This window comes from Phenylobacterium terrae (genome assembly GCF_042681205.1).
GTDB lineage: Bacteria > Pseudomonadota > Alphaproteobacteria > Caulobacterales > Caulobacteraceae > Phenylobacterium > Phenylobacterium terrae.
In genome coordinates, this window is record NZ_JBHUEY010000006.1 from 765,503 (window position 1) to 787,164 (window position 21,662).

The 21,662-nt window shown below is 71.1% G+C and carries 20 protein-coding genes and 1 riboswitch; of the genes, 10 read left to right on the forward strand and 10 right to left on the reverse strand.

The window, feature by feature from the left end; genetic code table 11:
- The first annotated feature begins 51 nt into the window (after positions 1–51).
- The 6 genes from ACFSC0_RS18280 (at position 52) to ACFSC0_RS18305 (ending at position 5,118) form a co-directional block, all read left to right on the forward strand.
- Complete coding sequence (locus ACFSC0_RS18280) at positions 52–1,158, forward strand: flagellar basal body P-ring protein FlgI (protein WP_377284167.1); 1,107 nt, start codon at positions 52–54, stop codon at positions 1,156–1,158.
- Positions 1,158–1,481 carry a rod-binding protein gene (locus tag ACFSC0_RS18285; RefSeq protein WP_377284166.1) on the forward strand — a complete coding sequence of 108 codons (324 nt, stop codon included), beginning with the start codon at positions 1,158–1,160 and terminating at the stop codon, positions 1,479–1,481. The genes ACFSC0_RS18280 and ACFSC0_RS18285 overlap by 1 nt, the downstream gene beginning before the upstream one ends.
- Before the next feature lie 3 nt (positions 1,482–1,484).
- Complete coding sequence (locus tag ACFSC0_RS18290; protein WP_377284165.1) at positions 1,485–1,928, forward strand: flagellar basal body protein; 444 nt, start codon at positions 1,485–1,487, stop codon at positions 1,926–1,928.
- 188 nt (positions 1,929–2,116) lie between these two features.
- Positions 2,117–2,270: riboswitch (FMN riboswitch) on the forward strand.
- Positions 2,271–2,358: 88 nt separating this feature from the next.
- Complete coding sequence (locus tag ACFSC0_RS18295) at positions 2,359–2,853, forward strand: 6,7-dimethyl-8-ribityllumazine synthase (RefSeq protein WP_377284164.1); 495 nt, start codon at positions 2,359–2,361, stop codon at positions 2,851–2,853.
- 5 nt (positions 2,854–2,858) lie between these two features.
- The gene (locus ACFSC0_RS18300; RefSeq protein WP_377284163.1) at positions 2,859–3,275 is read left to right on the forward strand and encodes a PaaI family thioesterase; all 417 of its coding nucleotides are present in this window, start codon (positions 2,859–2,861) and stop codon (positions 3,273–3,275) included.
- Positions 3,276–3,357: 82 nt separating this feature from the next.
- The gene (locus tag ACFSC0_RS18305; RefSeq protein ID WP_377284162.1) at positions 3,358–5,118 is read left to right on the forward strand and encodes a sensor histidine kinase; all 1,761 of its coding nucleotides are present in this window, start codon (positions 3,358–3,360) and stop codon (positions 5,116–5,118) included.
- A gap of 142 nt (positions 5,119–5,260) precedes the next feature.
- Here the strand turns inward: ACFSC0_RS18305 and ACFSC0_RS18310 are convergent, their stop codons facing one another.
- Positions 5,261–6,844: an ABC-F family ATP-binding cassette domain-containing protein gene (locus tag ACFSC0_RS18310; protein WP_377284161.1), complete on the reverse strand. Its 1,584-nt coding sequence runs from the start codon at positions 6,842–6,844 to the stop codon at positions 5,261–5,263.
- A gap of 233 nt (positions 6,845–7,077) precedes the next feature.
- Between ACFSC0_RS18310 and uvrA the strand changes: the two genes are divergently transcribed.
- Together uvrA and ACFSC0_RS18320 are read left to right on the forward strand one after the other, a co-directional pair.
- Positions 7,078–9,969, forward strand: a complete 2,892-nt coding sequence (gene uvrA / locus ACFSC0_RS18315; protein ID WP_377284160.1) for an excinuclease ABC subunit UvrA — start codon at positions 7,078–7,080, stop codon at positions 9,967–9,969.
- Positions 9,970–10,056: 87 nt separating this feature from the next.
- Positions 10,057–10,668: a glutathione S-transferase family protein gene (locus tag ACFSC0_RS18320; RefSeq protein WP_377284159.1), complete on the forward strand. Its 612-nt coding sequence runs from the start codon at positions 10,057–10,059 to the stop codon at positions 10,666–10,668.
- Here ACFSC0_RS18320 and ACFSC0_RS18325 read toward each other — a convergent pair.
- Complete coding sequence (locus ACFSC0_RS18325) at positions 10,665–11,564, reverse strand: hypothetical protein (RefSeq protein WP_377284158.1); 900 nt, start codon at positions 11,562–11,564, stop codon at positions 10,665–10,667. The two genes, ACFSC0_RS18320 and ACFSC0_RS18325, sit on opposite strands and share 4 nt — an antisense overlap.
- Positions 11,565–11,800: 236 nt before the next feature.
- On the opposite strand from ACFSC0_RS18325, the gene trmFO reads away from it, so the two are divergent.
- On the forward strand, positions 11,801–13,204 hold the full coding sequence (gene trmFO / locus ACFSC0_RS18330) for a methylenetetrahydrofolate--tRNA-(uracil(54)-C(5))-methyltransferase (FADH(2)-oxidizing) TrmFO (RefSeq protein WP_377284157.1): 1,404 nt from the start codon (positions 11,801–11,803) through the stop codon (positions 13,202–13,204).
- A gap of 108 nt (positions 13,205–13,312) precedes the next feature.
- Here the strand turns inward: trmFO and ACFSC0_RS18335 are convergent, their stop codons facing one another.
- The 7 genes from ACFSC0_RS18335 to yajC form a co-directional block, all read right to left on the reverse strand.
- A complete protein-coding gene (locus tag ACFSC0_RS18335; protein ID WP_377284156.1) occupies positions 13,313–13,993 on the reverse strand; it encodes a squalene/phytoene synthase family protein in 681 nt (226 codons plus the stop codon).
- Between the two features lie 66 nt (positions 13,994–14,059).
- On the reverse strand, positions 14,060–14,671 hold the full coding sequence (locus ACFSC0_RS18340) for a urate hydroxylase PuuD (RefSeq protein WP_377284155.1): 612 nt from the start codon (positions 14,669–14,671) through the stop codon (positions 14,060–14,062).
- Positions 14,672–14,755: 84 nt separating this feature from the next.
- Positions 14,756–15,706: an aldo/keto reductase gene (locus tag ACFSC0_RS18345; RefSeq protein WP_377284154.1), complete on the reverse strand. Its 951-nt coding sequence runs from the start codon at positions 15,704–15,706 to the stop codon at positions 14,756–14,758.
- A gap of 20 nt (positions 15,707–15,726) precedes the next feature.
- Entirely contained in the window at positions 15,727–16,086 is a 360-nt protein-coding gene (locus ACFSC0_RS18350) for an Mth938-like domain-containing protein (protein ID WP_377284153.1), read from the reverse strand.
- Positions 16,087–16,089: 3 nt separating this feature from the next.
- The gene (gene secF / locus ACFSC0_RS18355) at positions 16,090–17,049 is read right to left on the reverse strand and encodes a protein translocase subunit SecF (protein WP_377284152.1); all 960 of its coding nucleotides are present in this window, start codon (positions 17,047–17,049) and stop codon (positions 16,090–16,092) included.
- Positions 17,050–17,064: 15 nt separating this feature from the next.
- Complete coding sequence (gene secD, locus ACFSC0_RS18360) at positions 17,065–18,654, reverse strand: protein translocase subunit SecD (RefSeq protein WP_377284151.1); 1,590 nt, start codon at positions 18,652–18,654, stop codon at positions 17,065–17,067.
- A 14-nt stretch (positions 18,655–18,668) separates the two neighbouring features.
- Positions 18,669–19,019: a preprotein translocase subunit YajC gene (gene yajC, locus ACFSC0_RS18365; RefSeq protein ID WP_377284150.1), complete on the reverse strand. Its 351-nt coding sequence runs from the start codon at positions 19,017–19,019 to the stop codon at positions 18,669–18,671.
- Between the two features lie 120 nt (positions 19,020–19,139).
- Here yajC and ACFSC0_RS18370 point away from each other — a divergent pair, with 120 nt between their 5' ends.
- Positions 19,140–19,979: an ATP-binding protein gene (locus ACFSC0_RS18370; RefSeq protein ID WP_377284149.1), complete on the forward strand. Its 840-nt coding sequence runs from the start codon at positions 19,140–19,142 to the stop codon at positions 19,977–19,979.
- Between the two features lie 45 nt (positions 19,980–20,024).
- Here the strand turns inward: ACFSC0_RS18370 and ACFSC0_RS18375 are convergent, their stop codons facing one another.
- Entirely contained in the window at positions 20,025–21,605 is a 1,581-nt protein-coding gene (locus ACFSC0_RS18375) for a peptidoglycan DD-metalloendopeptidase family protein (RefSeq protein WP_377355223.1), read from the reverse strand.
- Positions 21,606–21,662 lie beyond the last annotated feature (57 nt).

Sequence of the window (21,662 nt, forward strand, 5' to 3'; positions counted from 1 at the left end):
CTGGCACGCGGCTCGCAGAGACGGAACGGGCCCAAGTTCCAGCGAGTTCCCATGCGCCGCACCCTCTCCGTCCTCGCCATCGCCGCCCTGGCGGCCGGACTCGCCGCCGGGCCGGCCACCGCCGCCTCGCGCATCAAGGACGTGGTGGAGTTCGAGGGCGTGCGGGAGAACATGCTGGTCGGCTACGGCCTGGTGGTCGGGCTGAACGGCACCGGCGACTCGCTGCGCAACTCCCCCTTCACCCGCCAGAGCCTGGAAGCCATGCTCGAGCGGCTGGGCGTCAATGTCCGCGACGCCAATCTCAACACCAAGAACGTGGCGGCGGTGATGGTCACCGCCAAGCTGCCGCCGTTCGCCGCCGCCGGCTCGCCGGTCGACGTCTCGGTCTCGGCCATGGGCGACGCCAAGAGCCTGCAGGGCGGCTCGCTGCTGGTCACCCCGCTGCTGGGCGCCGACGGCCAGGCCTATGCGGTCGCCCAGGGGACGGTGGCGACCGGCTCGATTTCGGCGCAGGGCGCCTCCGGTTCGTCGATCTCCAAGGGCGTGCCCACCGCCGGCCGCATCGCCGGCGGAGCCCTGGTCGAGCGCGAGATCGGCTTCCAGATGGCCTCGATGGGTCAGCTGCGGATGACCCTGCGCAATCCGGACTTCACCACCGCCCAGCGGATCGCCGGCGCCGTCAACGCCAAGTTCCCCGGCACGGCCTACGCCGAGAACCCGACCATCGTGGCCATTCGCCCGCCGGCCGGCCAGGACATGCCGAGCTTCCTGGCCCAGGTGGAGAACCTGGCGGTGGAGCCGGACAACGCCGCCAAGGTGGTCGTCGACGAGACCAACGGCGTGATCGTGATGGGCGAGAACGTGCGCGTCTCCACGGTCGCCATCGCCCAGGGCAACCTGACCATCAAGATCGGCGAGTATCCGCTGGTCAGCCAGCCGGAAGGCTTCAGCCGCGGCCAGACGGTGGTCGTGCCCCAGTCCGAGGTCGAGGTGGACGAGGAGAAGGGCAAGCGCTTCCTGACGCTGCAGGACGGCGCCTCGCTGGCCAGCCTGGTCTCGGGCCTGAACGCCCTCGGCGTCACCCCGCGCGACATGATCTCCATCCTGCAGACCATCAAGGCCGCCGGCGCCCTGCAGGCCGAAATCGAGGTGATGTGATGAGCGACCTGGTTTCCGCCGTCGCTCTGCCGACCAATCTGCTCACCGCGACCGCCCAGCCCCCGTCGCCGCAAGACCTGGCCAAGCGGGCCGACATCAGGAAGACCGCCCAGGAGTTCGAGGCCTCGTTCCTGTCGGTGATGCTGCAGGAGATGTTCGACGAGGTGGAGGTCGGCGCGCCGTTCGGCGGCGGCCAGGGCGAGCAGATGTTCAAGTCGTTCCTCTCCGACGCCATGGCCAAGCAGATGGCCAAGGCCGGCGGCGTCGGCCTGTCCGACACCGTCGCCAAGGAGATGCTCAAGTTGCAAGGCCTGGAGGAGTAGCCGATGGCCCTCGCCGCCCATGACGCCGCCGATCGCGTCGACCAGTTGATCATCCTGACCGAGCGGCTGACCGCCCTCCTGGTCGAGGAATGCCAGGCCTTCGAGCGCCGCCGCCCGCAGGACATCGCCGGCCAGGTCGAGGAGACCCAGCGGCTGGCCAACCTCTACCGCCACGAGTCCACCCGCGTGCGGGCCAACCCGGCCCTGGTGTCCAGCGCCCCGCTCGCCCAACGCCAGCGGCTGATGCGCGCCACCGAGGCCTTCGACGCCGTCCTCGCCCGCCACGGCCGCGCCCTGGCCGCGGCCAAGACCATCACCGAGGGCCTGGTCCGCGCCATCGGCGAGGAGGTCGCCAGCCAGCGGACGTCGGCGACCGCCTACGGGCCGGGGGCCACCCAGGCCTCGGCGAGCGCGGCCACGGCGATCACGCTGAACAAGCGGGCCTAGATTCCCCCCTCCCTTCCACCCGTCATCCCGGACGGCCGCGAGGCCGAGCGGGCCCCGGCGCCGCCTGCGCCTGGCTCTGGGTCCCGGCTGCTCCGCTTCGCTGCGGCCGGGATGACGGCGGAATTCGAACACTTGTTTGATGGGCGTTTCGGCGCCAAGCTGTCCCTGCCGTCGGACGTTCCGGCGGCCTGCGTTCTCAGGGCGGGGTGAAACTCCCCACCGGCGGTAATGCCCTCTTCGGAGGGACGAGCCCGCGGGCGCCTGGCGGCTTTTGCCGGCAGGGACGAGCAGACCCGGTGCGATCCCGGGGCCGACGGTCATAGTCCGGTTATGAGAACTGTCGTGCGCGCGGCCGGAGTCCGACTCCGCCTGCCCCGCGCCCGGCGTCTCCCTGAGTCGTGGTCTTCGAACCCAACCAGGGAAAAGAACCATGACCCAAGTCGCTTACGAACTGCCCACCGCCACCGGCGCCTTCCGAGCCGCCCGCGTCGCCTTCGTCCACTCGCTGTGGCACGCCGACATCGTCACCGAGTCCTACGTCGGCTTCGTGGACGAGATGGCCAAGCTCGGTTTCGGGGGCGAGGCCATCGAGCGCTTCGAGCTGCCCGGCGTCTTCGAGATCCCGCTGCACGCCAAGCTCCTGGCCCGCACCGGCCGCTTCGCCGCGGTGGTGGCCGCGGGCCTGGTGGTCGACGGCGGCATCTACCGCCACGACTTCGTCTCCGAGACGGTGGTGCGGGCGCTGATGCAGGTGCAGCTGGAGACCGACACGCCGATCTTCTCGGTGGTGCTGACGCCGCATCACTTCCACGAGCACGAGACGCACCGGCGCTTCTTCCGCGACCATTTCCGGATCAAGGGCGCGGAGGCGGCCCAGGCCTGCGCGACGACGCTGGCCAGCCTCGGCCGGCTGCAGGCGGCGTGAGCGTCATGGAAACCCTCATCTCGCCGCCGCCGGGCTTTGCGCCGCATGCGCGCAAGAGCCCCCTCACCGCCCCCTGGGAGCCGATCTTCGCCCGCGAGAGCGAGCGGGCCCTGGTGTTGGGCCTGATGGCCGCCGAGGCCCACACCAACAGCCGCGGCTTCGTCCATGGCGGGCTGATCACCGCGCTGGCCGACAACGCCATGGGCCTGTCCTGCGGGCGGGTGGTCGGCGACGCCGGCTTCGTGACGGTGAACCTGGCCGTCGACTTCCTGGCGGCAGCCCGGATCGGACAGTGGCTGGAGTTCGACACGGTGTTCGTGCGCCCGGGCGGGACGCTCTGCTTCGCCCAGGCCTTCGTCACCGCCGACGGCGAGCCGTGCGCCCGCGCCAATGGCGTGTTCCGGGTGGTGCGAAAAACCTGAGGATGAGCGCCCCTGTGACAGTAGAGGCAGTTGCCTTGCGTTTCGCCGTTCGCCAAGAGTCCCGTTCTTCGAGGACGGGCGTGTGGACGCGGGACTGATCATCACCGGCCCAGCCTTTCTCGCCGGCGGCGGCGAGATGGGCGAACGGATCCGGCGCCACGACTGGCGGTCGACGCCGCTCGGGGCGCCGGAGGGCTGGCCTGCGCCGCTGCAGACAGCCGTGGGCCTGATCCTGGCCGCGCCGCAGCCGATGATGATCTGGTGGGGCCAGGCCCTGGTGCAGATCTACAACGACGGCTACGCCCACATCCTGGGGCCGCGGCATCCGGAGGCGCTGGGACAGCCGGCCGAAGCGTGCTGGGCCGAGCGCTGGCCGCTGATGGACCTCGCCGTGCGGCGGGCGATGGCGGGCCATGGCGGGCCGGTGGGCGAAACCCAGGACCTAGCGCCGATCTACGACGCGGCCGCGCCGGGCCAGGTGGGCGGGGTCATGGCCATCCGCCGGCCGACGCCGCCGGCGCCTTCCCGCGCCGACGCCATCATCGCCGCGATCAGCGAAGGCTGCGTGGTGCTCGACCGCGACCTGATCATCACCGAGATCAATCCCGAAGGCCTGCGGATGGACGGCCGCCCCGCCTCGGAGATCGTCGGCCGGCGCTACTCCGAGGCCTGGCCGGCGCTGGTCGGCTCCCCGTTGGAAGGCGCCTACAAGCAGGTGCGCGAGACCGCCAGCCCGGTCTACCTGCAGCACCACTATGTGGACGCGCGGCACGACGCCTGGCTGGAGGTGCGGCTCTATCCGGTGCAGGACGGCGTCGCCTTCCTGTTCCGCGACGTGACCAGCGCCAAGCGCGCCGCCGACGCCCTGCGCGAGAGCGAAGGACGGCTCAGGCTGGCGCAGGAGGCCGGCGGCGTCGGCGCCTACGACTGGAACCTGAAGACCGGCGAACTCTACGCCTCGGACGTCGCCAAGCGCCTGTGGGGCATGGCGCCCGATTTCCCGCTGACCCTGGATTACGCCGTCAGCCTCATCCACCCGGAGGACCGTCCCAATTCGATGCCGGTCACCGACCGGCCGCTGGAGGAGATGGTCGGCCAGGCCGAGTACCGGATCCTCCGGGCCGACACCGGCGAAGTCCGCTGGATGTCCCGGCACGTGGAGATCGTCCGCGATGAGGAGGGCCGGCCCGAGCGTGTGGTCGGGGCCATCACCGACATCACGGACCGCAAGCGGCTGATGGAGCACCAGCAGCTGCTGATCAACGAGCTGAACCACCGGGTGAAGAACACCCTGGCCACGGTGCAGTCGATCCTCAACCAGACCCTGCGGCGGGGCCACTCCCCGGAGGAGCTGAAGGCCCTCTTCACCTCGCGGCTGCTGGCGCTTTCGGCGGCGCACGACGTGCTGACCAAGGCCAACTGGGAGCGGGCGGCGCTGTGCGACATCGTCACCGGCGCCCTCACCCCCTTCCAGGGACCGGAACTGCCGCGCGTGCGGATCACCGGGCCCCAGGTGCTGCTGGCGCCGAACGTCGCCCTGGCGATCGCCATGGCCCTGCACGAGCTGGCCACCAACGCCGCCAAGTACGGGGCCCTGTCCAACGCGGCGGGCGTCGTCGCCCTGGAGTGGACGTTCGGCGGGGCCGAGCGGCCGGTGCTCGAGCTCGTCTGGCGCGAGCAGGACGGCCCGGCGGTGACGCCGCCGGCGACCCGCGGCTTCGGCTCGCGGCTGCTGCAACAGGGCCTGGCGGGCGAGCTGGGCTCGCCGGCCGAGCTCGACTTCCGCCCCGAAGGCCTGGTCTGCCGGATGCGGACGGCCCACGTCCTCGAGGCGGCGGGCTAGCCGCGCCCCCTCCACCGCCTTCGGCGGTCCCCCTCCCCCGCAGTCTGCGCTGCGGGGGAGGAGAAGGACGCATCGGATCCTCCCCCGACGCGAAGACGGCGGGGGAGGTCGATCGGCGCGAAGCGCCGAGACGGAGGGGGCGCTAGGTCAGCGCGATCTCCCGCTCGACGCCGATCGCGTCCAGGAAGTCGGGGTCGTGGCTGACCACCAGCAGGGCGCCGTCGTAGCCGGAAAGGGCGCTCTCCACCGCCTGGATCGACTCCAGATCCAGGTGGTTGGTCGGCTCGTCCAGGATCAGCAGCTGCGGCGGCTCGGCGCCCATCAGCACGCAGGCGAGCGCCGCCCGCAGCCGCTCGCCGCCGCTGAGCGCGGCGACGGTCTTCTGGGCGGCGGTGTTGCGGAACAGGAAGCGGGCCAGGGCGGCGTGCGCCTCGCGGTGGCCGAGGCTGGGATTGAGCCGCCTGAAGGCCTCGAGCAGCGTCTCGTCCTCGCGCAGGATGGCCGTCTGCTGGTCCAGCAGGGCCGGCCGTACGCCCAGCGCCGCCCGGCCGGCCGTCGGCGCCAGCTCGCCGACCGCCAGGCGCAGCAGGGTCGTCTTGCCCGAGCCGTTCGGGCCGGTGACCGCCACCCGCTCCGGCCCGACGATGCGGAAGGAGAGATCGGAGATCAGCTCAGGGCCGCCAGGGTGGGCGAAGGCGACGCCCTCGAAGGCGAGCACGGTCTTGCCGGCCGGCAGGCCGCTCGGCGGCAGGTCGAAGGCGAGCGCGCGGCGCACCTCGACCTTGGCGCGGGCGGCGGCGTGCTCGGCGGCGGCGGTCTCCCGCTGGCGCTCGGCGAGGCGGCTTCCACGGCCCGCCGACTGCTCGGCGCGCTCGGCCCTGAAGTCGAGCAGCATCTTGGGCGCATCGCCCTTGGCGCGGGACCGCTTGCCGGCGGCGTCGCGCCGGGCCTGCCGCTCGCGGGCGGCCTGAGCCTGGCGCTCGACGGCGACCAGGGCCCGTTCGGCCGAGGCCAGCTCCCGCTCGGCGGCGGCCTCCTCCGTCGCCTTACGCTCGGCGTAGGCGTCGAAGCCGCCGCCGTAGACCTTGGCCCCGAGGCCGGACAGCTCGACGATGCGATCCATCCGGCGCAGCAGCGCCCGGTCGTGGCTGACCACCAGGGCGCCGCGCCGCCAGCCGGCGAGCAGGTCGGTCACGTAGCCGCGGGCCTCGGCGTCGAGGTTGTTGGTCGGCTCGTCGAGGATCAGCAGGTCGGGCTCGCGCGCGACCAGGCCGGCGAGCTGGGCGCGGGTCGCCTCCCCGCCGCTGAGGCTGGCGGCGGGCCGGGTCAGCTCCAGGCCCGGCAGGCCCAGTTCGGCCAAGGCCGAATCCAGCCGGATGGGCAGCTCCCAATCGGCGTCGGCGAGATCCTCGGCCGTCCCCTCCCCGGCCGTGATCCGATCGAGGCGGGCGAGGTCGTCGGCCACCCCCAACAGGGTCGCGACCGTGGCGCCGGGCGGCGGCTGCAGGGCCTGGCGCAGCATGGCGATGCGGCCGCCGCGGACCACCGCGCCGGCGCTCGGCGCAAGCTCGCCGACGGCCAGGCGCAGCAGCGTCGTTTTGCCCGCGCCGTTGCGGCCGACGAGGCCGGTGCGCTCGGCCCCGAAGGCCAGGGTCAGGTTGTCGAAGAGGTTGCGGCCGTCAGGCGTGCGGTAGGAAAGACCGTCGAGGGTGAGATAGGCGGGCATCGGAAACCATGGGCGCGTGGGCGTGCGGGACGGAGCGGAAGATCGTCGCGCGTTCCATGGTCTGGCCTCCTCGACAGCAGAGCCCGATATAGTCCGTGGGCTGCGGGTGTGTAACCCCGCGACGGAAGAACACAGGTTTGTTCCCCTTGTGTTCCCGTGTTATGAGTGAGTCCCTGATCCTACATTAACGAATTCCCCGCCCGGCCGGCGGGGGTGAGCGTTCCCGGGACATCATGGCTGATCAACTGAACTCGATCCGGGTGCGCGGCGCCCGTGAGCACAATCTGAAGGACGTCAACGTCGACATCCCGCGCGGCGAGCTCGTTGTGCTGACGGGGCTGTCCGGCTCCGGGAAGAGTTCGCTGGCCTTCGACACCATCTACGCCGAGGGCCAGCGGCGCTATGTGGAGAGCCTGTCGGCCTACGCCCGCCAGTTCCTGGAGCTGATGAGCAAGCCGGACGTGGACCTGATCGAGGGGCTGTCGCCGGCCATCTCCATCGAGCAGAAGACCACCAGCCGCAACCCGCGCTCGACGGTCGGCACGGTCACCGAGATCCACGACTACATGCGCCTGTTGTGGGCGCGGGTGGGCGTGCCCTATTCGCCGGCCACGGGGCTGCCGATCGAGAGCCAGACGGTCAGCCAGATGGTCGACAAGCTGACCGCCCTGCCCGAGGGCACGCGTCTGTATCTGCTCGCGCCCGTCGTGCGCCGCCGCAAGGGCGAGTACCGCAAGGAGATCGCCGACTGGCAGAAGCAGGGCTTCCAGCGACTGAAGATCGACGGCGAGTTCTATCCGATCGAGGACGCGCCGGTCCTCGACAAGAAGTTCAACCACGACATCGACGTGGTGGTCGACCGGCTGGTCACCCGCGAGGGCCTGGAGACCCGCTACGCCGACTCCATCGAGCAGGCGCTGCGGCTGGCCGACGGCATCGCCGTGGCCGAATGGGCCGACATCGAGGAGGGCCAGACCGAGCCCCGAAGGATCATCTTCTCCGAGAAGTTCGCCTGCCCGGTCTCCGGCTTCACCATCAGCGAGATCGAGCCTCGGCTGTTCTCGTTCAACAACCCGCACGGCGCCTGCCCGGTGTGCGACGGCCTGGGCGCCAAGCTGGCCTTCGACCCGGACATGGTGGTGCCGGACAAGGACCGCACCCTGCACAAGGGCGCCATCGCGCCCTGGAGCAAGGGCCCCTCGCCGCTCTACACCCAGACGCTGCAGGCGCTCTCGCGCCACTACGGCTTCTCCATGGATGAGCCGTGGTGGAAGCTGCCGGACGCCGCCAAGCAGGTCATCCTGCACGGCTCGGGCGGCGAGAAGATCAAGTTCACCTACGACGACAACGCCCGGAAGTACGAGGTCAACAAGACCTTCGAAGGCGTGCTGCCAAACCTGGAGCGCCGCTGGCGCGAGACGGACTCGGCCTGGGTGCGCGAGGAGCTGGGCCGCTTCCAGTCTCAGATCCCCTGCGAGGCCTGCGGCGGCCAGCGGCTGAAGCCCGAAGCCCTGGCGGTGAAGATCGCCGGCAAGAACATCGCCGAGATCTCCGGCCTGTCCATCAAGCACGCCCGCGAGTGGTTCGTGGACCTCGACGGCCAGCTCACCGAAAAGCAGATGGAGATCGCCCGGCGGATCCTGAAGGAGATCAACGACCGGCTGCGGTTCCTGGTCAACGTCGGCCTGGACTACCTCAACCTCTCACGCGGCTCGGGCACGCTGTCGGGCGGCGAGAGCCAGCGCATCCGCCTGGCCAGCCAGATCGGTTCGGGCCTGACGGGCGTGCTCTACGTGCTCGACGAGCCGTCTATCGGCCTGCACCAGCGCGACAACACCCGGCTGCTGGACAGCCTTCGGGGCCTTCGCGACCTCGGCAACTCCGTGCTGGTGGTGGAGCATGACGAGGAGGCGATCCTGACCGCCGACCACGTCATCGACATGGGCCCGGCCGCCGGCGTGCACGGGGGCGAGGTGGTGGCCGAGGGCAAGCCCGAGGACATCATGGCCAACCCGCGCAGCCTGACGGGCCAGTACCTGTCCGGCGCGCGCGAGATCGAGGTGCCGGAGGACCGCCGGCCGATCTCGAAGAAGAAGGTGCTGCGCGTGGTCGGCGCGAGCGGCAACAACCTGAAGGGCGTCACCGCCGAGATCCCCGTGGGGACCTTCACCTGCATCACCGGCGTCTCCGGCGGGGGCAAGTCCACCTTCACCATCGAGACCCTCTACAAGGCCGCGGCCCGCCGGCTGCACAACGCCGCGGACGCGCCCGCGCCCCACGAGCGGATCGAAGGCCTGGAGAACTTCGACAAGGTCATCGACATCGACCAGTCGCCGATCGGGCGCACGCCGCGCTCCAACCCGGCCACCTACACCGGCGCCTTCCAGCCGATCCGCGACTGGTTCGCGGGGCTCCCGGAAGCCAAGGCGCGCGGCTACGGCCCGGGGCGCTTCTCCTTCAACGTGAAGGGCGGCCGCTGCGAGGCCTGCCAGGGCGACGGCGTCATCAAGATCGAGATGCACTTCCTGCCGGACGTCTACGTCACCTGCGACGTCTGCAACGGCCAGCGCTACAACCGCGAGACGCTGGAGATCCTGTTCAAGGGCAAGTCCATCGCCGACGTGCTAGAGATGACCGTCGAGGAGGCGGCCGACTTCTTCAAGGCGGTGCCGCCGATCCGCGAGAAGATGGAGACGCTCAAGCGGGTGGGGTTGGGCTACATCAAGGTCGGCCAGCAGGCGACGACGCTGTCCGGCGGCGAGGCCCAGCGGGTGAAATTGTCCAAGGAGCTCTCGCGTAGGGCGACCGGGCGGACGCTCTACATCCTGGACGAGCCGACCACCGGCCTCCACTTCGAAGACGTGAAGAAGCTGCTCGAGGTGCTCCACGAGCTGGTGGACGCCGGCAACACGGTGGTGGTGATCGAGCACAACCTGGACGTGGTGAAGACCGCCGACTGGCTGATCGACTTCGGTCCGGAAGGCGGCGACGGCGGCGGCGAGGTGGTCGCCACCGGCTCGCCGGAGAAGGTCGCCGCCGACCCGCGCAGCTGGACCGGCCGCTACCTCGCCGAGCTGCTGGAGCGGCATCGCCAGCGGCGCGGCGCTCGCAGGTTGAGCGCCTGAGGCGGTGACTGGCTAGCCTGTCCCACGCCCTTTCCGAACGGTGTTCGGCCGCCTAAGCGTGGCCGCCAGTTCCCATCGGAGATCCCCATGAAGCTCTACGGCGCGCCCTACCCTGCCCCGAATCCGCGGCGGGTGCGGATCTTCCTGGCGGAGAAGGGCATCGATCTGGCCGAGACGCCGGTCGACATGGGAAAGCGCGAGCACAAGAGCCCCGAGCACCGGGCCCGCAACAGCCTGGGCCAGCTGCCGACGCTGGAGCTGGACGACGGCACGACGATCTCCGAGACGGTCGCCATCTGCCGCTATTTCGAGGAGGTCCAGCCGGACCCGCCGCTGTTCGGCCGCACGCCGGTCGAGAAGGCGCAGGTGGAGATGTGGATCCGCCGGACCGAGTTCGTGCTGATGCAGCCGGTGGGCGCCTTCTGGCGCCATGCCCATCCCTACACCGCGGCGCTGCTGACCCAGTTCAAGGACTTCGGCGAGTCCAACCGCGAGACCTATGCGGGCGCGCTGAAGTGGTTCGACCGCGAGCTGGCCGAGCGGCCGTTCGTGGCCGGGGACGAATACACCATGGCCGACATCTGCGCCCTGACGACGGTGGATTTTGCCAAGTGGATCGGCCTGCCGGTCGGCGAGGAGCACGCCAATGTGCTGGCCTGGCGCGAGCGGGTCGGCTCGCGCCCGAGCGCGCGGGCCTAGGTTGCGGCCGGTTCGGCGGACGCGGGCGGGGTGACGGGGACAGGGTCCTCCGGCCCGCTGAGCGCCTGGTAAGCGACCGCGAACGGCGCGAAGATCATCACCACCTGCAAGGTGGGCACCAGCAGTTGGATGGCGACCGAGACCAGCAGGGCGATGACCGTGCCGACGCTCGGCGGGCCGTCGCTTGCGACGGCCTCGGCGCCGCCGGACAGCCCGACGATGACGACCCCCAGGAAGGTCACCAGCAGCCAGACCATCACGTAGAAGATCACCGCCAGGACGGCCATGCCGAGCAGCGGCCAGAACCGGCCGCGGGTCAGCCGCCAGGCGCGGGGCAGGGAAATCCTGTGCTCGGCGAAGGTGACCGGCGTGGCCAGGCACAGCCGCACGCCGACCCAGAACATGGCCAGGATCAGCGCCAGCGCGGCGACCGTCAGCACCGGCCCGCCGATGCCCCCCATCGCCCCCAGCAGCAGCATGTTGATGGGGATCACGAAGGCCATGAGGATGAGGAACAGCAGCATGTGCACGGCCGCCAGCCGCACTTCGTCGGCGCCGATCCGCAGGTAGGCGACGCTGCGCTCGTCGGGGCGAAGGATCGAGCGGTAGACCGCGCTGGTCAGGATGCCGAACAGGAACATCGCCAGCAGCAGCACCAGGATGAAGGCGGGCCACGAGTTGGCCAGCTGCTCGGCGAACACGTCGGTGCGCCCGGACTCGAGGCCGCCGTCCTGGATGAACTCGATGAACGTCGGGCCCAGCACCACGGCCATCACGGCGGCGATCGCCATGATCCCCAGGAAGTAGACGCCGCACCAGGCGAGGATCGCTACAGGATGGCGCCGCACGAGGCGGAAGCCTTCCAGCGCCGCGTCGCTGGCGGAGAACTGGCTCATTCTGTCCCTCGGGCCGGACTCTGTGGACAAACGAGTCGGCCGCCCCTTTGGCTGCAAGTTAGAGCCGGCCCCGCGCGCCGCAAGGCCCCGCTCGCGATTGCGCCGGAAGGTTGCCCGCGCCTGTCCGGTTCAGGCGGTCCGCCTGATCCGATCAGACAGGCTCGATTCCAGAATTTGAGCGCGCCGGACGGGTTAACCGGCTTCCACTTAACCCTTGCGCGCTCTACCTAGCGCCTATGACTACAGCGCCCATCCACGTCGTCGGCGGCGGCCTGGCCGGTTCGGAGGCCGCCTGGCAGATCGCCCAGGCCGGGGTTCCGGTCGTGATCCACGAGATGCGCCCGGTGCGCGGCACGCCCGCCCACCAGACCGACAAACTGGCCGAACTCGTCTGCTCCAACTCCTTCCGGGCCGACGACTGGGCGGGCAACGCCGTCGGCCTGCTGCACGCCGAGATGCGCAAGCTGGGCTCGATCATCATGGCCAGCGGCGATGCGCACCAGGTGCCCGCCGGGGGGGCGCTGGCGGTTGACCGCGAGGGCTTCTCGGCGGCGGTGACGGAGAAGCTGCTGTCCCACCCGCTGGTCACCGTCTCGCGCGAGGAGGTCGCGGGCCTGCCGCCGGCCGAGTGGGACAGCGTGATCGTCGCCACCGGCCCCCTCACCTCGCCCGCCCTGTCGGAAGCGATCCTGGAGCTGACCGGCGAGGGCCAGCTCGCCTTCTTCGACGCCATCGCCCCCATCGTCCATCTCGAGAGCATCGACATGGACGTCGCCTGGCGCCAGTCGCGCTACGACAAGGAAGGCCCGGGCGGCGATGCGGCCGCCTACATCAACTGCCCGATGAGCCGCGAGCAGTACGAGGCCTTCATCGACGCCCTGCTGGCCGGCGAGAAGAGCGAATTCAAGGACTGGGAGCAGGTCCCCTACTTCGACGGCTGCCTGCCCATCGAGGTGATGGCCGAGCGCGGCCGCGAGACCCTGCGCCACGGCCCGATGAAGCCGGTGGGCCTGACCAACATCCACAAGCCGGACGAGAAGCCCTGGGCCGTGGTGCAGCTGCGCCAGGACAACGCCCTGGGCACCCTGTGGAACATGGTGGGCTTCCAGACCAAGCTGAAGCACGGCGCGCAGACCGAGATCTTCCGCACTATCCCGGGGCTGGAGAAGGCGGTGTTCGCCAGGCTCGGCGGCCTGCACCGCAACACCTTCATCAACAGCCCGCGGCTGCTGGACCGGCAGCTGCGCATGAAGGCGCAGCCGAGGCTGCGGTTCGCCGGCCAGGTGACCGGGGTGGAGGGCTACGTCGAGAGCGCCGCCGTGGGCCTGCTGGCGGGCCGCTTCGCCGCGGCCGAGCGGCTGGGCCGGCCGATCGACCCGCCGCCCGTCACCACCGCCCTGGGCGCCCTGATCGGCCACATCACCGGCGGCCACCTGGACGCCGGGGCCGGCTCGTTCCAGCCGATGAACATCAACTACGGCCTCCTGCCGCCGATCGCCCCGCCCAAGCGCGCCGAGGACGGCCGCCGGCTGGGCGCCAAGGAGAAGAGCCGCATCAAGAAGCGCCTGGTCGGCGAGCGGGCGCTGGCCGATCTGGAGACCTGGGTGAACGGCGCGAGCACGCTGGCGGCGGCGGAGTAGCGGCTTGGGTTTCCGGTGACTGGTTGCGCCGCAGGCGCGACCTGTCACCCAGCGCCGCGGGAGGTGACAGGTCGGGCCGCTGCGCGCCCCAACCAGTCACCGATGCCCTCAGATGCGGCCCCTCGCGACCGCCAAAGTCAGCCGCACCCGCTTGCCGAGTTCCGAGAGATCCTTGCGGCGCGCGTAGGGCCGGGCGAACGCCGCATGGGCGACCGCCGGAAAGGCCGCGGGGCTGACCGGGGCCGAGCGGGCGTCCTTCAGGGCCATGGCGACGGCTTCGGTGAGGTGCGGCCCGCCGCCGTTGCGCTCCATCACCGCCAACGCCCAGGCCTGGCCGGCGGCGCGGGCCGCGGCGGCGTCCTGCCCCGGGTCGAGCAGCCGCGCGGCGGCGGCGGCGGCCTGGCCGGCGGTGGCGTCGGCCCAGCCGATGGCCTCGTCGCGGCTCATGGGAGCGCGGTCGAGTTCGCGGTAGCGGCCGTCGATCATCGCCTCCAGCGGCTCTCGGGGCAGATCGTGGCGACGCACAACGGCGGCCAGGGCCTCGGCCGTGGGGTGGCGGCGCACCGGGCGGCCTTCGAAGACCTCGTCCAGCACCTCGCGCCACCAGGTCAGGCGGATCTCGCCCAGCAGCGGCTCGGAGGCGACGCGCGGGGCGCGGGCCAGCTCATGGTCGAACGCGTAGAGGGCGATCACGTCGGCCCGGTGGGCCGCATCGTCGATGAACCGGCTGGAGAGCCAGCGGTCCGGGTCCACCCGGCGGATCAGGGCGTCGAGGTCGTCATCGCTCATGGCGGCCTCCCATAGCAAAAGGCCCGCCTGGAGGGGCGGGCCTTTCGTCAGCTTTCGCCGTAAGGCTCAGCCGAACATGGTCTGCTGCATGGTCATTGAGACCAGCATCGGCAGCGACAGCAGAAGGTTGGTCCGGGAGAACAGCATCGCCATCCGCGCCGACCGCGCCTTGGCGTCGTCGTCCGCCGGCACGATGCCGAGCGCCCGCTTCTGGTTCGGCCAGATGACCGCCCAGACGTTGATGAACATGATGATCGCCAGCCAGACGCCGACGCCCATGAGCACGAAGCCGGGGGCGAAGCCTTCGGTGGCGCCCACGCTCAGCACGCCGATCGCGTAGTCCGTGCCGCGGGCGAAGGCGAGCAGGACGCCGGCCACGACGGTGAACAGCGCCGCCCAGCGGAACCAGAACAGCGCCTCGGGCGCGATGTACTTGGAGACCGCCGGCTTAAGCTCGGCCGGAATGTCCGGCATCTTCCGGATCTGGACGAAGTTGAAATAGTAGAGCAGCCCGATCCACAGGATGCCGAAGAAGACGTGCACCCAGCGCAGCACCGCCTGCCAGAAGGCGAGGTCGAACTGCTGGGGAGATCCGGTCCCGTAGAAGAACATCATGATCAGCGCCAGCACGAGGCTGACGATGATGGTGTTGCGGAAATTCGCGAGGATTCCGGCCATGCTAAGCCCTTTCCATTCCTGCCCTGAGCCCAGGTTAAGGGCGTTTCGTCGCAGCGGTAAAGCTTCAACGGCCAAGCCGCGAGCTTAGTTGCCGGAGACGGAGTCCACGCGGCCGAACACGGCTTCGAGGCGGGCGGAGAGCTCGGCGGGCAGCGGCGGGGCCAGGATCGAGCGCACGTTCTGCCTCAGGTGCTCGCCGCTTCCCGTGCCGGTGAGGATGACGTTCGCGCCCGGCTCGTGGCGGCAGAAGCGGTAGGCGGCCTGGACGACCGACTCCACGTCCGGATGGCGCGCCACGAAGTCCAGCGGATCGTCCGGATCGAGCGCGCCGCGATCGACCTCCCCGCTCTCCACGAGCCTGGCGGCGACGTCGCGCAGGGCCGCCGGATCGCTCAGCGCGCGACGCACGGCGAACATGATCAGCGTGCCGACGTCGTGCCGGATGGTGAGCGGGAAGACCCGCCTGCGCGCCGAGGGGTTCAGCAGGTTGAAGCCCACCATGACCACGTCGAACAGCCCCTCCGGGACCGCCCGGGCCAGCGTCTCGTGGCGGGTGTCGCGGCCGAACTGCTCGGTCAGGCCCAGGAAGCGGATCTTGCCCGCCGCCTGCTGGCGCTTCAGCTCCGGGACCAGCACCTGGGCGCAGTGATCGTAGTGGGCCGGCTGCACGCCGTGGAGATTGAAGAGGTCGACGCGGTCGGTCTGCAGGCGGCGCAGCGACAGCTCCAGGCTTTCGGCGAGCGCCTCGGCGGAGATCAGCTCATCGCGGCCGACGCCGCCTCGCGTCGGCGCGGCCTTGGTGGAGATGAACACCTGGTCGCGGCGGCCCTGCACGCCCAGGCCGACGGCCTCTTCGGTGCCGTAGGCGCGGGCGGTGTCGATGAAGGTGATCCCGAGGTCGAGGGCGAGCCGGACGATGCCGGCGGCGTCCTCGGCGCTGGCGCCCCGGGCCATGCCGAGCCGGCTGTGGCCGCCGCAGCCGAGGCCGGCGACGCTGACCTCGACGCCCGTCCGCCCCAGCCGCACCGTCTGCATCGGCCTCTCCCGCTAGCTGGTCACACCGCGATCAGGGCGGCGGCCACGCGCCGGCCTTCGGACGTCAGCACATTGTACATGCGCGCGGCGGCGGGCGTGTCCATGAACTCCAGCCCCAGGCCCGCGGCGCGGACGGCCTCGCGCAGCTCGCGGGGCGGCAGGGCGTTCTTGGCGCCCATGCCGAGGAGCAGGAACTCGACGTCCCTGGGGCCCGCCTCGATCACGTCGGCCAGGGCCTGCGGAGTCAGCTCGGCGGGGCTGGTGACCGGCCAGTCGCGCGCCTCGTCCCTGAGGATCAGGACCGATCCGGGCCGCCATTCGCCGGACAGGCGGAAGCCGCCCTCGCCGTAGGCGTCGACGCTCGGCGCGTTGCGGGCCACGGCCTACGGCCTGGCGCCGGCCGGCCGGATCGGCTCGGCGTCCTCATCGCCGCGCTTGACGCCCCACAGCAGGAGGACCGGCGCGGCGACATAGATCGACGAATAGGTGCCGATGATGATCCCGAAGATCATGATGATCGAGAAGGCGAACAGCGTCGGCCCGCCGAAGACCGCCAGCCCGGTGAGCGCCAGGATGGCGGTCAGGCCGGTGATGATCGTCCGCGACAGGGTCTCGTTGATCGACAGGTCGATGACGTCGCCGAGCGGCATGCGCTTGTACTTGCGCAGGTTCTCCCGCAGCCGGTCGAAGACCACGACGGTGTCGTTCATCGAATAGCCGATGATCGTCAGGATGGCGGCGATGCTGGTGAGGCTGAACTCGAGGTCCAGCAGCGCGATCAGGCCCAGGGTCAGGATCACGTCGTGGAACAGGCCCACGACAGCGCCCAGGCCGAACTGCAGCTCGAACCGGAACCAGATGTAGACGAGCATCAGGACGATCGCGAGGCCGAGGGCCATCAAGCCGGCCCGGAACAACTCGCCGGAGACCTTGGCGCCGATGCTGTCGCCGCGCTGGAAGGTGACCTCGCCGAGCGCCCGGGTCAGGTCGGCGCGCACGGCCGCCAGGGTGGCGTCGGGCGTCGCGCCCTCCGGGTTCTCGAAGCGGACGACCGCGGAGGTCGGCGAGCCGAACTCCTGCACCTGCACATCGCCCAGGCCCTTGCCGGCCAGGGTCCGGCGCACCAGACCGAGGTCGACCGGCTCAGGGGTGGAGAACTCCAGGACGGTGCCGCCCTTGAAGTCGATGCCGCAGTTGAGGCCGCCGCAGGGCGGCTCGAACGGCAGCGCCGCGAGCAGCAGGGAGCCGATCACCCCGATGATGGACATCGCCCCCGCGATCTTGGCGAAGGCGACGAACTTCAGGTTGGTCTTGGCCGGGAGAAGCTTGATCAGAGGCCACATGGCGGATCAGGGCTCCTAAACGATCGGCAGCGTCTTGGGCCGGCGGGACCGGAACCACAAGGCGAGCAGGACCTGGGTGACGTAGACGGCGGTGAACACCGAGGTGACCACCCCGATGGACAGGGTCACGGCGAACCCCTTCACCGCCCCGGACCCCAGGGCGAACATGATGAGGGCCGCCAGCAGGGTCGTGATGTTGGCGTCCAGGATGGTGGTCATGGCCCGCGAGAAGCCGGCGTCCATGGCGGTGATCACCGGTCGGCCGGCCCGCACCTCGTCGCGCATTCGCTCATAGATCAGCACGTTGGCGTCGACCGCCACCGCAAGCGTCAGGATCAGGCCGGCGATGCCCGGCAAGGTCAGCGTCGCTCCGATGGCCGACATGCTGGCCATGATCAACAGGCCGTTGATCAGCAGGGCGATCACCGAGATGCCGCCGAACAGGAGGCCGTAGGCGAGCACCATGAACACCAGGATCGCCACGAAGCCGACGGCCGTGGAGATGGCCCCCGCCTGGACCGCGTCGGCGCCCAGTTCGGCGCCCACCGTCTGCTGGGCCTCCACCCTGAGCGGGGCCGGCAGCGCGCCGGCGTCGAGCAGCAGCACGAGGTCGTTCACCTCCTGCTGGCTGAAGCTGCCGGTGATCTGGCCCGAGCCGCCGAGGATCGGCGTCTGGATGACCGGGGCCGAGACGATCTTGTCGTCGAGGACGATGGCGAACGGCTTGCCGATGTTCTGGCGGGTGGCGTCGCCGAACCGGCGGGCGCCCTGGCTGTCGAATCGGAAGCCCACCGCCGGGCGGCCGAACTCGTCGAAGGTCGGATAGGCGTCGGTCAGCATCTCGCCGGAGACCAGCGCCCGGCGGCGGACGACCATGGGCGAGCCCTGGTCGTCCATCAGCACCTGGGAGCCCGGCGGCACCCGGCCGGCCGCCGCAGCGACCGGATCGGCGGTGACGTCGACCATGTGGAAGGAGAGCTTGGCCGTGCGGCCGATGACGTCGCGCAGCCGCTGCGGATCGCTTTCGCCCGGCGCCTGGATGACGATGCGGTTGGCGCCCTGGCGGGTGATGGACGGCTCGCGGGTGCCCAGTTCGTCGATCCGGCGGCGGATGATCTCGATGGACTGGCTGACGGCGTCGCGCGCCTCGGCCTCCATGGCCTGCTCGTTGAACGTCAGTCGTAGCCGCTGGTCGGGCTGAGTCGTGACGTTGACGGCGGCCTGCCCGGTCGCCTGCTGCGGCGCGCCGACGGTGTCGCGCAGGGCGCGGGCGGCGCGGTCCACCTGGGCGGGATCTGTGATCCGCACGGTCACCCGGCCCTCGACCTGTCCCAGGTCGGTGAACGGGATGCGCTCATTCCGCAGGGTGGTGCGGACGTCTTCGACGAGGTTGATGATCCGCTCGGTCCGCAGCGCCGCGGTGTCGACCTCGAGCAGCAGGTAGACGCCCCCCTGCAGGTCCAGACCGAGGTTGACGGTCTTCTGCATGAAGCCGGGCAGCGAGGCCCGGGTCTGCGCCGAGAGGAAGTTCGGGATGGTGAACAGGATGCCGAAAATGGCGGCCGCGAGGACCGCCAGCACCTTCCACCGGGAGAGCGCCATCATGGGCTGAGGGCGCCTTAGACCTTGGCGTCGTTAGCGGCGGCCGGCTCGCCACGCACGCGGACCTCGGAGATCATCGCCTTGACGACCTTGACGTTGACGCCCTGGGCGATCTCGACGCCGACTTCCTTGTCCTCCACGCGGACGACCTTGCCGATCATGCCGCTGGACAGCACCACCTGGTCGCCCCGCTTCACGTTGGCGATCATCTGCTGGTGGGCCTTCATCCGCTTCTGCTGCGGCCTGATCATCAGGAAGTAGAACAGGACGAACAGCGCGATGAGCGGCAGGAATTGCATCAGCAGGCCGGCCGGGCCGGCCCCGGCGGCTCCGTCGGCGGCTTGGGCGTAAGCAGGGGTGGCGAACATGTCGTCTCCGGAGAGCGTCGCCGGCGGGCCCAACCGGCCCCCGGTCTCAAAAGTCGGCGGAAGCTATGCGCTGAGGGGCGGTTTTGCAATGCGCGCGCCCGATGGGCTAATCAGCGCGCCATGAGCGCCGAGCTGCCCCCCCTTCTGGACCGCATCGCCAAGGCGCTCGAGCGCCTCGCCCCGCCGCCGCCCGTCGAGCCGGATTTCTCCGCAGCGCGGCTGTTCCGCCACGAGCCGCAGGGCGGCGCCTTCCATCCGGCGCCGGACTATCCGCTGCCGCTCGAGGCGCTGATGGGGGTGGAACGGCAGAAGCAGTCGTTCCTCACCAACCTCCAGCGATTCGCCCGCGGCCTGCCCTACAACCACGCCCTGCTGTGGGGCGTGCGCGGCACCGGCAAGAGCTCGCTGGCCAAGGCCGCGTTCATGGCCGTCGCCGCCGAGTCGCCGACGCTGAAGCTGGTGGAGGTGGACCGCGACCAGGTCACCGCCCTGCCCGCCCTGTTCGACCAGCTGCGGGCCCGCGATGAGCGGTTCGTGGTGCTGTGCGACGACCTCTCGTTCGAGGAGGGCGCGGCGGCGGCCAAGGCCCTGAAATCGGCGCTGGAGGGCGGCGTCTCGGGCCCGCCCGCCAACGTGCTGTTCGTGGCCACCTCCAACCGCCGGCACCTGATGCCCCGCGGCCACGGGGAGGACCGCGGCCTGATCGCCGCGGCCGAGGACGCCGAGGAGGAGGTCAGCGTCTCCGACCGCTTCGGCCTGTGGGTCGGCTTCCCGCCGATGGACCAGCCCACCTACCTGACCGCCGTGCAGGGCTACGCCGAGCGTTACGGCCTGACGGTCCCCGACCTCGACCGCCGCGCCCTGCAGTGGGCCCAGCTCCGCGGCGGCCGCTCCGGCCGCGTCGCCTGGCAGTTCATCCGCGACCTGGCCGGCGAGCTCGGCAAACCGCTGCCCCTATAGGATAGCCGCTCATCCCGGCGAATGCCGCGATGAGCCGATCCAAGATCAGGACTGCGGCAGCACCAGCTGCGGGTCGATGGGGCGGGCCCGGTCGGCGGGCGTGGGGGCGTAGCGGATCTCGAAGTGGAGCTGGGGCTCGAGGACGCCGCCGGAGCTGCCCACCTGGCCGATCTGCTGGCCCTGGCCGACCTTCTGCTGGATCTTCACGTCCAGGCGCGAGAGATGGCCGTAGGCCGAGACCCAGCCGTCGGCGTGCTTGATCAGCACCAGATTGCCGAAGCCCGGCACCTGGTCGCCCGCGTAGACGACGTCGCCGGCGGCCACCGAACGGACCGTCTCGCCCATCGAGGCGCGGATCTTCACGCCGTCGTTGCGCTGGTTTCCGCCCTTCGGACCGAAGGTCGAGATCACCTCGCCGCGCACCGGCCAGACGAACCGGCCGCGGCCGAGGCTGACGATCTGGGCGTCGGCCGTCGGCGGGGCGCTGGGCACCAGGGCGGGCGCCGAAGGCTGGGCAGGCGCCGGGCGCGCGGCCGGCGGCGGGGCGTAGGGCGGCCGCGCCGGCTGGGCGCTCGCCAGGGTCGTCTGGCGCGACGGCTGAGCCGCCGGAGCCGGCGGAGGCGTCGGAGGCGCCTGGCGGGCCGTCGGCGGCGCGGCCGCGGGGGGCGGAGCCTGGCGCGGGGCGGCGCTCGCGGCGGGCGGCGGGTTCGCGGCCATCGGGGGCGGCAGGGTGGCGGAGCTGGGAACCGAGAGCGAGGATCCGCGGGCGGACGGCGGCGGCGGGCTGGCCGCGGCCAACTGGGTCCTGGGCGGCGCCGGCTCGGGCGGCGGCGGCGCCGGACTGACCGCCGGCGTGAACGCCGGCCGCTGGGCCGGCGGCGGCGCTTCGGCGACCTGGGCGGGCGGCGGCGCGGGCGGGGCCGCGCGGACCACCGTCACCGTCTGCGGGCCCTTGTCCTTGTAGCCGGCGGGGAGCTTCAGCCGCTGGCCGGGACGCAGGCTGGCGGTGGTCTTGATGTCGTTGGCCGAGGCGAGCGCGGTGACGCCGACGCTGAACCGCTGGGCGATCGCTCCGAGGGTGTCGCCCTCGCCCACCACGTAGGCCTTGGTGCGGGTCTTGGCGCCCGGGCCCTTCAGCACCTGGCCGGGCCGGATCACCCACGGCGCCTTCAGGCCGTTCAGCCTGGCCAGTTCCTCCGGCTTCATGTCGAAGCCGAGGGCGATCCGGTAGAGGGTCTCGCCCTCCTTCACCTTGTGGGTCTTGCCGGGGGCTTCGACCTCGATATCGACGACCCGGCCGCCGGTCACCGTGCGGGTGACGGTCTCGCTGCGCGCGCCGGGGGCGGCGGTCGCGCCGTTGGCGACGCGGATCAGCCCGTTCCGGGGCGCTGCGGAGGCGCCCGGCCCGGGCCTGGGCGGCTCGATCGGCCGGGCCTCGACCGGCGCGGTCGGCCGCGCCTGGGGCGGCGGCTCGTCGCCGCCGGGGCCCGGCTCCGCCGCGGCGGCCGGCGCAGCCTCGGCCGGCGTCTGGATCGGGAAATTGGGCGTCGGCGCCTCGAGCTGAGACGTGGTGGTGCAGGCCGCGAGCGTTGCGCCCGCCGCCGTCAGAAGAGCGGTTCGGCTCATCATCTGAATCATTCGCCGCTTCCTAAGCCCCCGCCGGAATCGTCGTGCCCTTAAGGT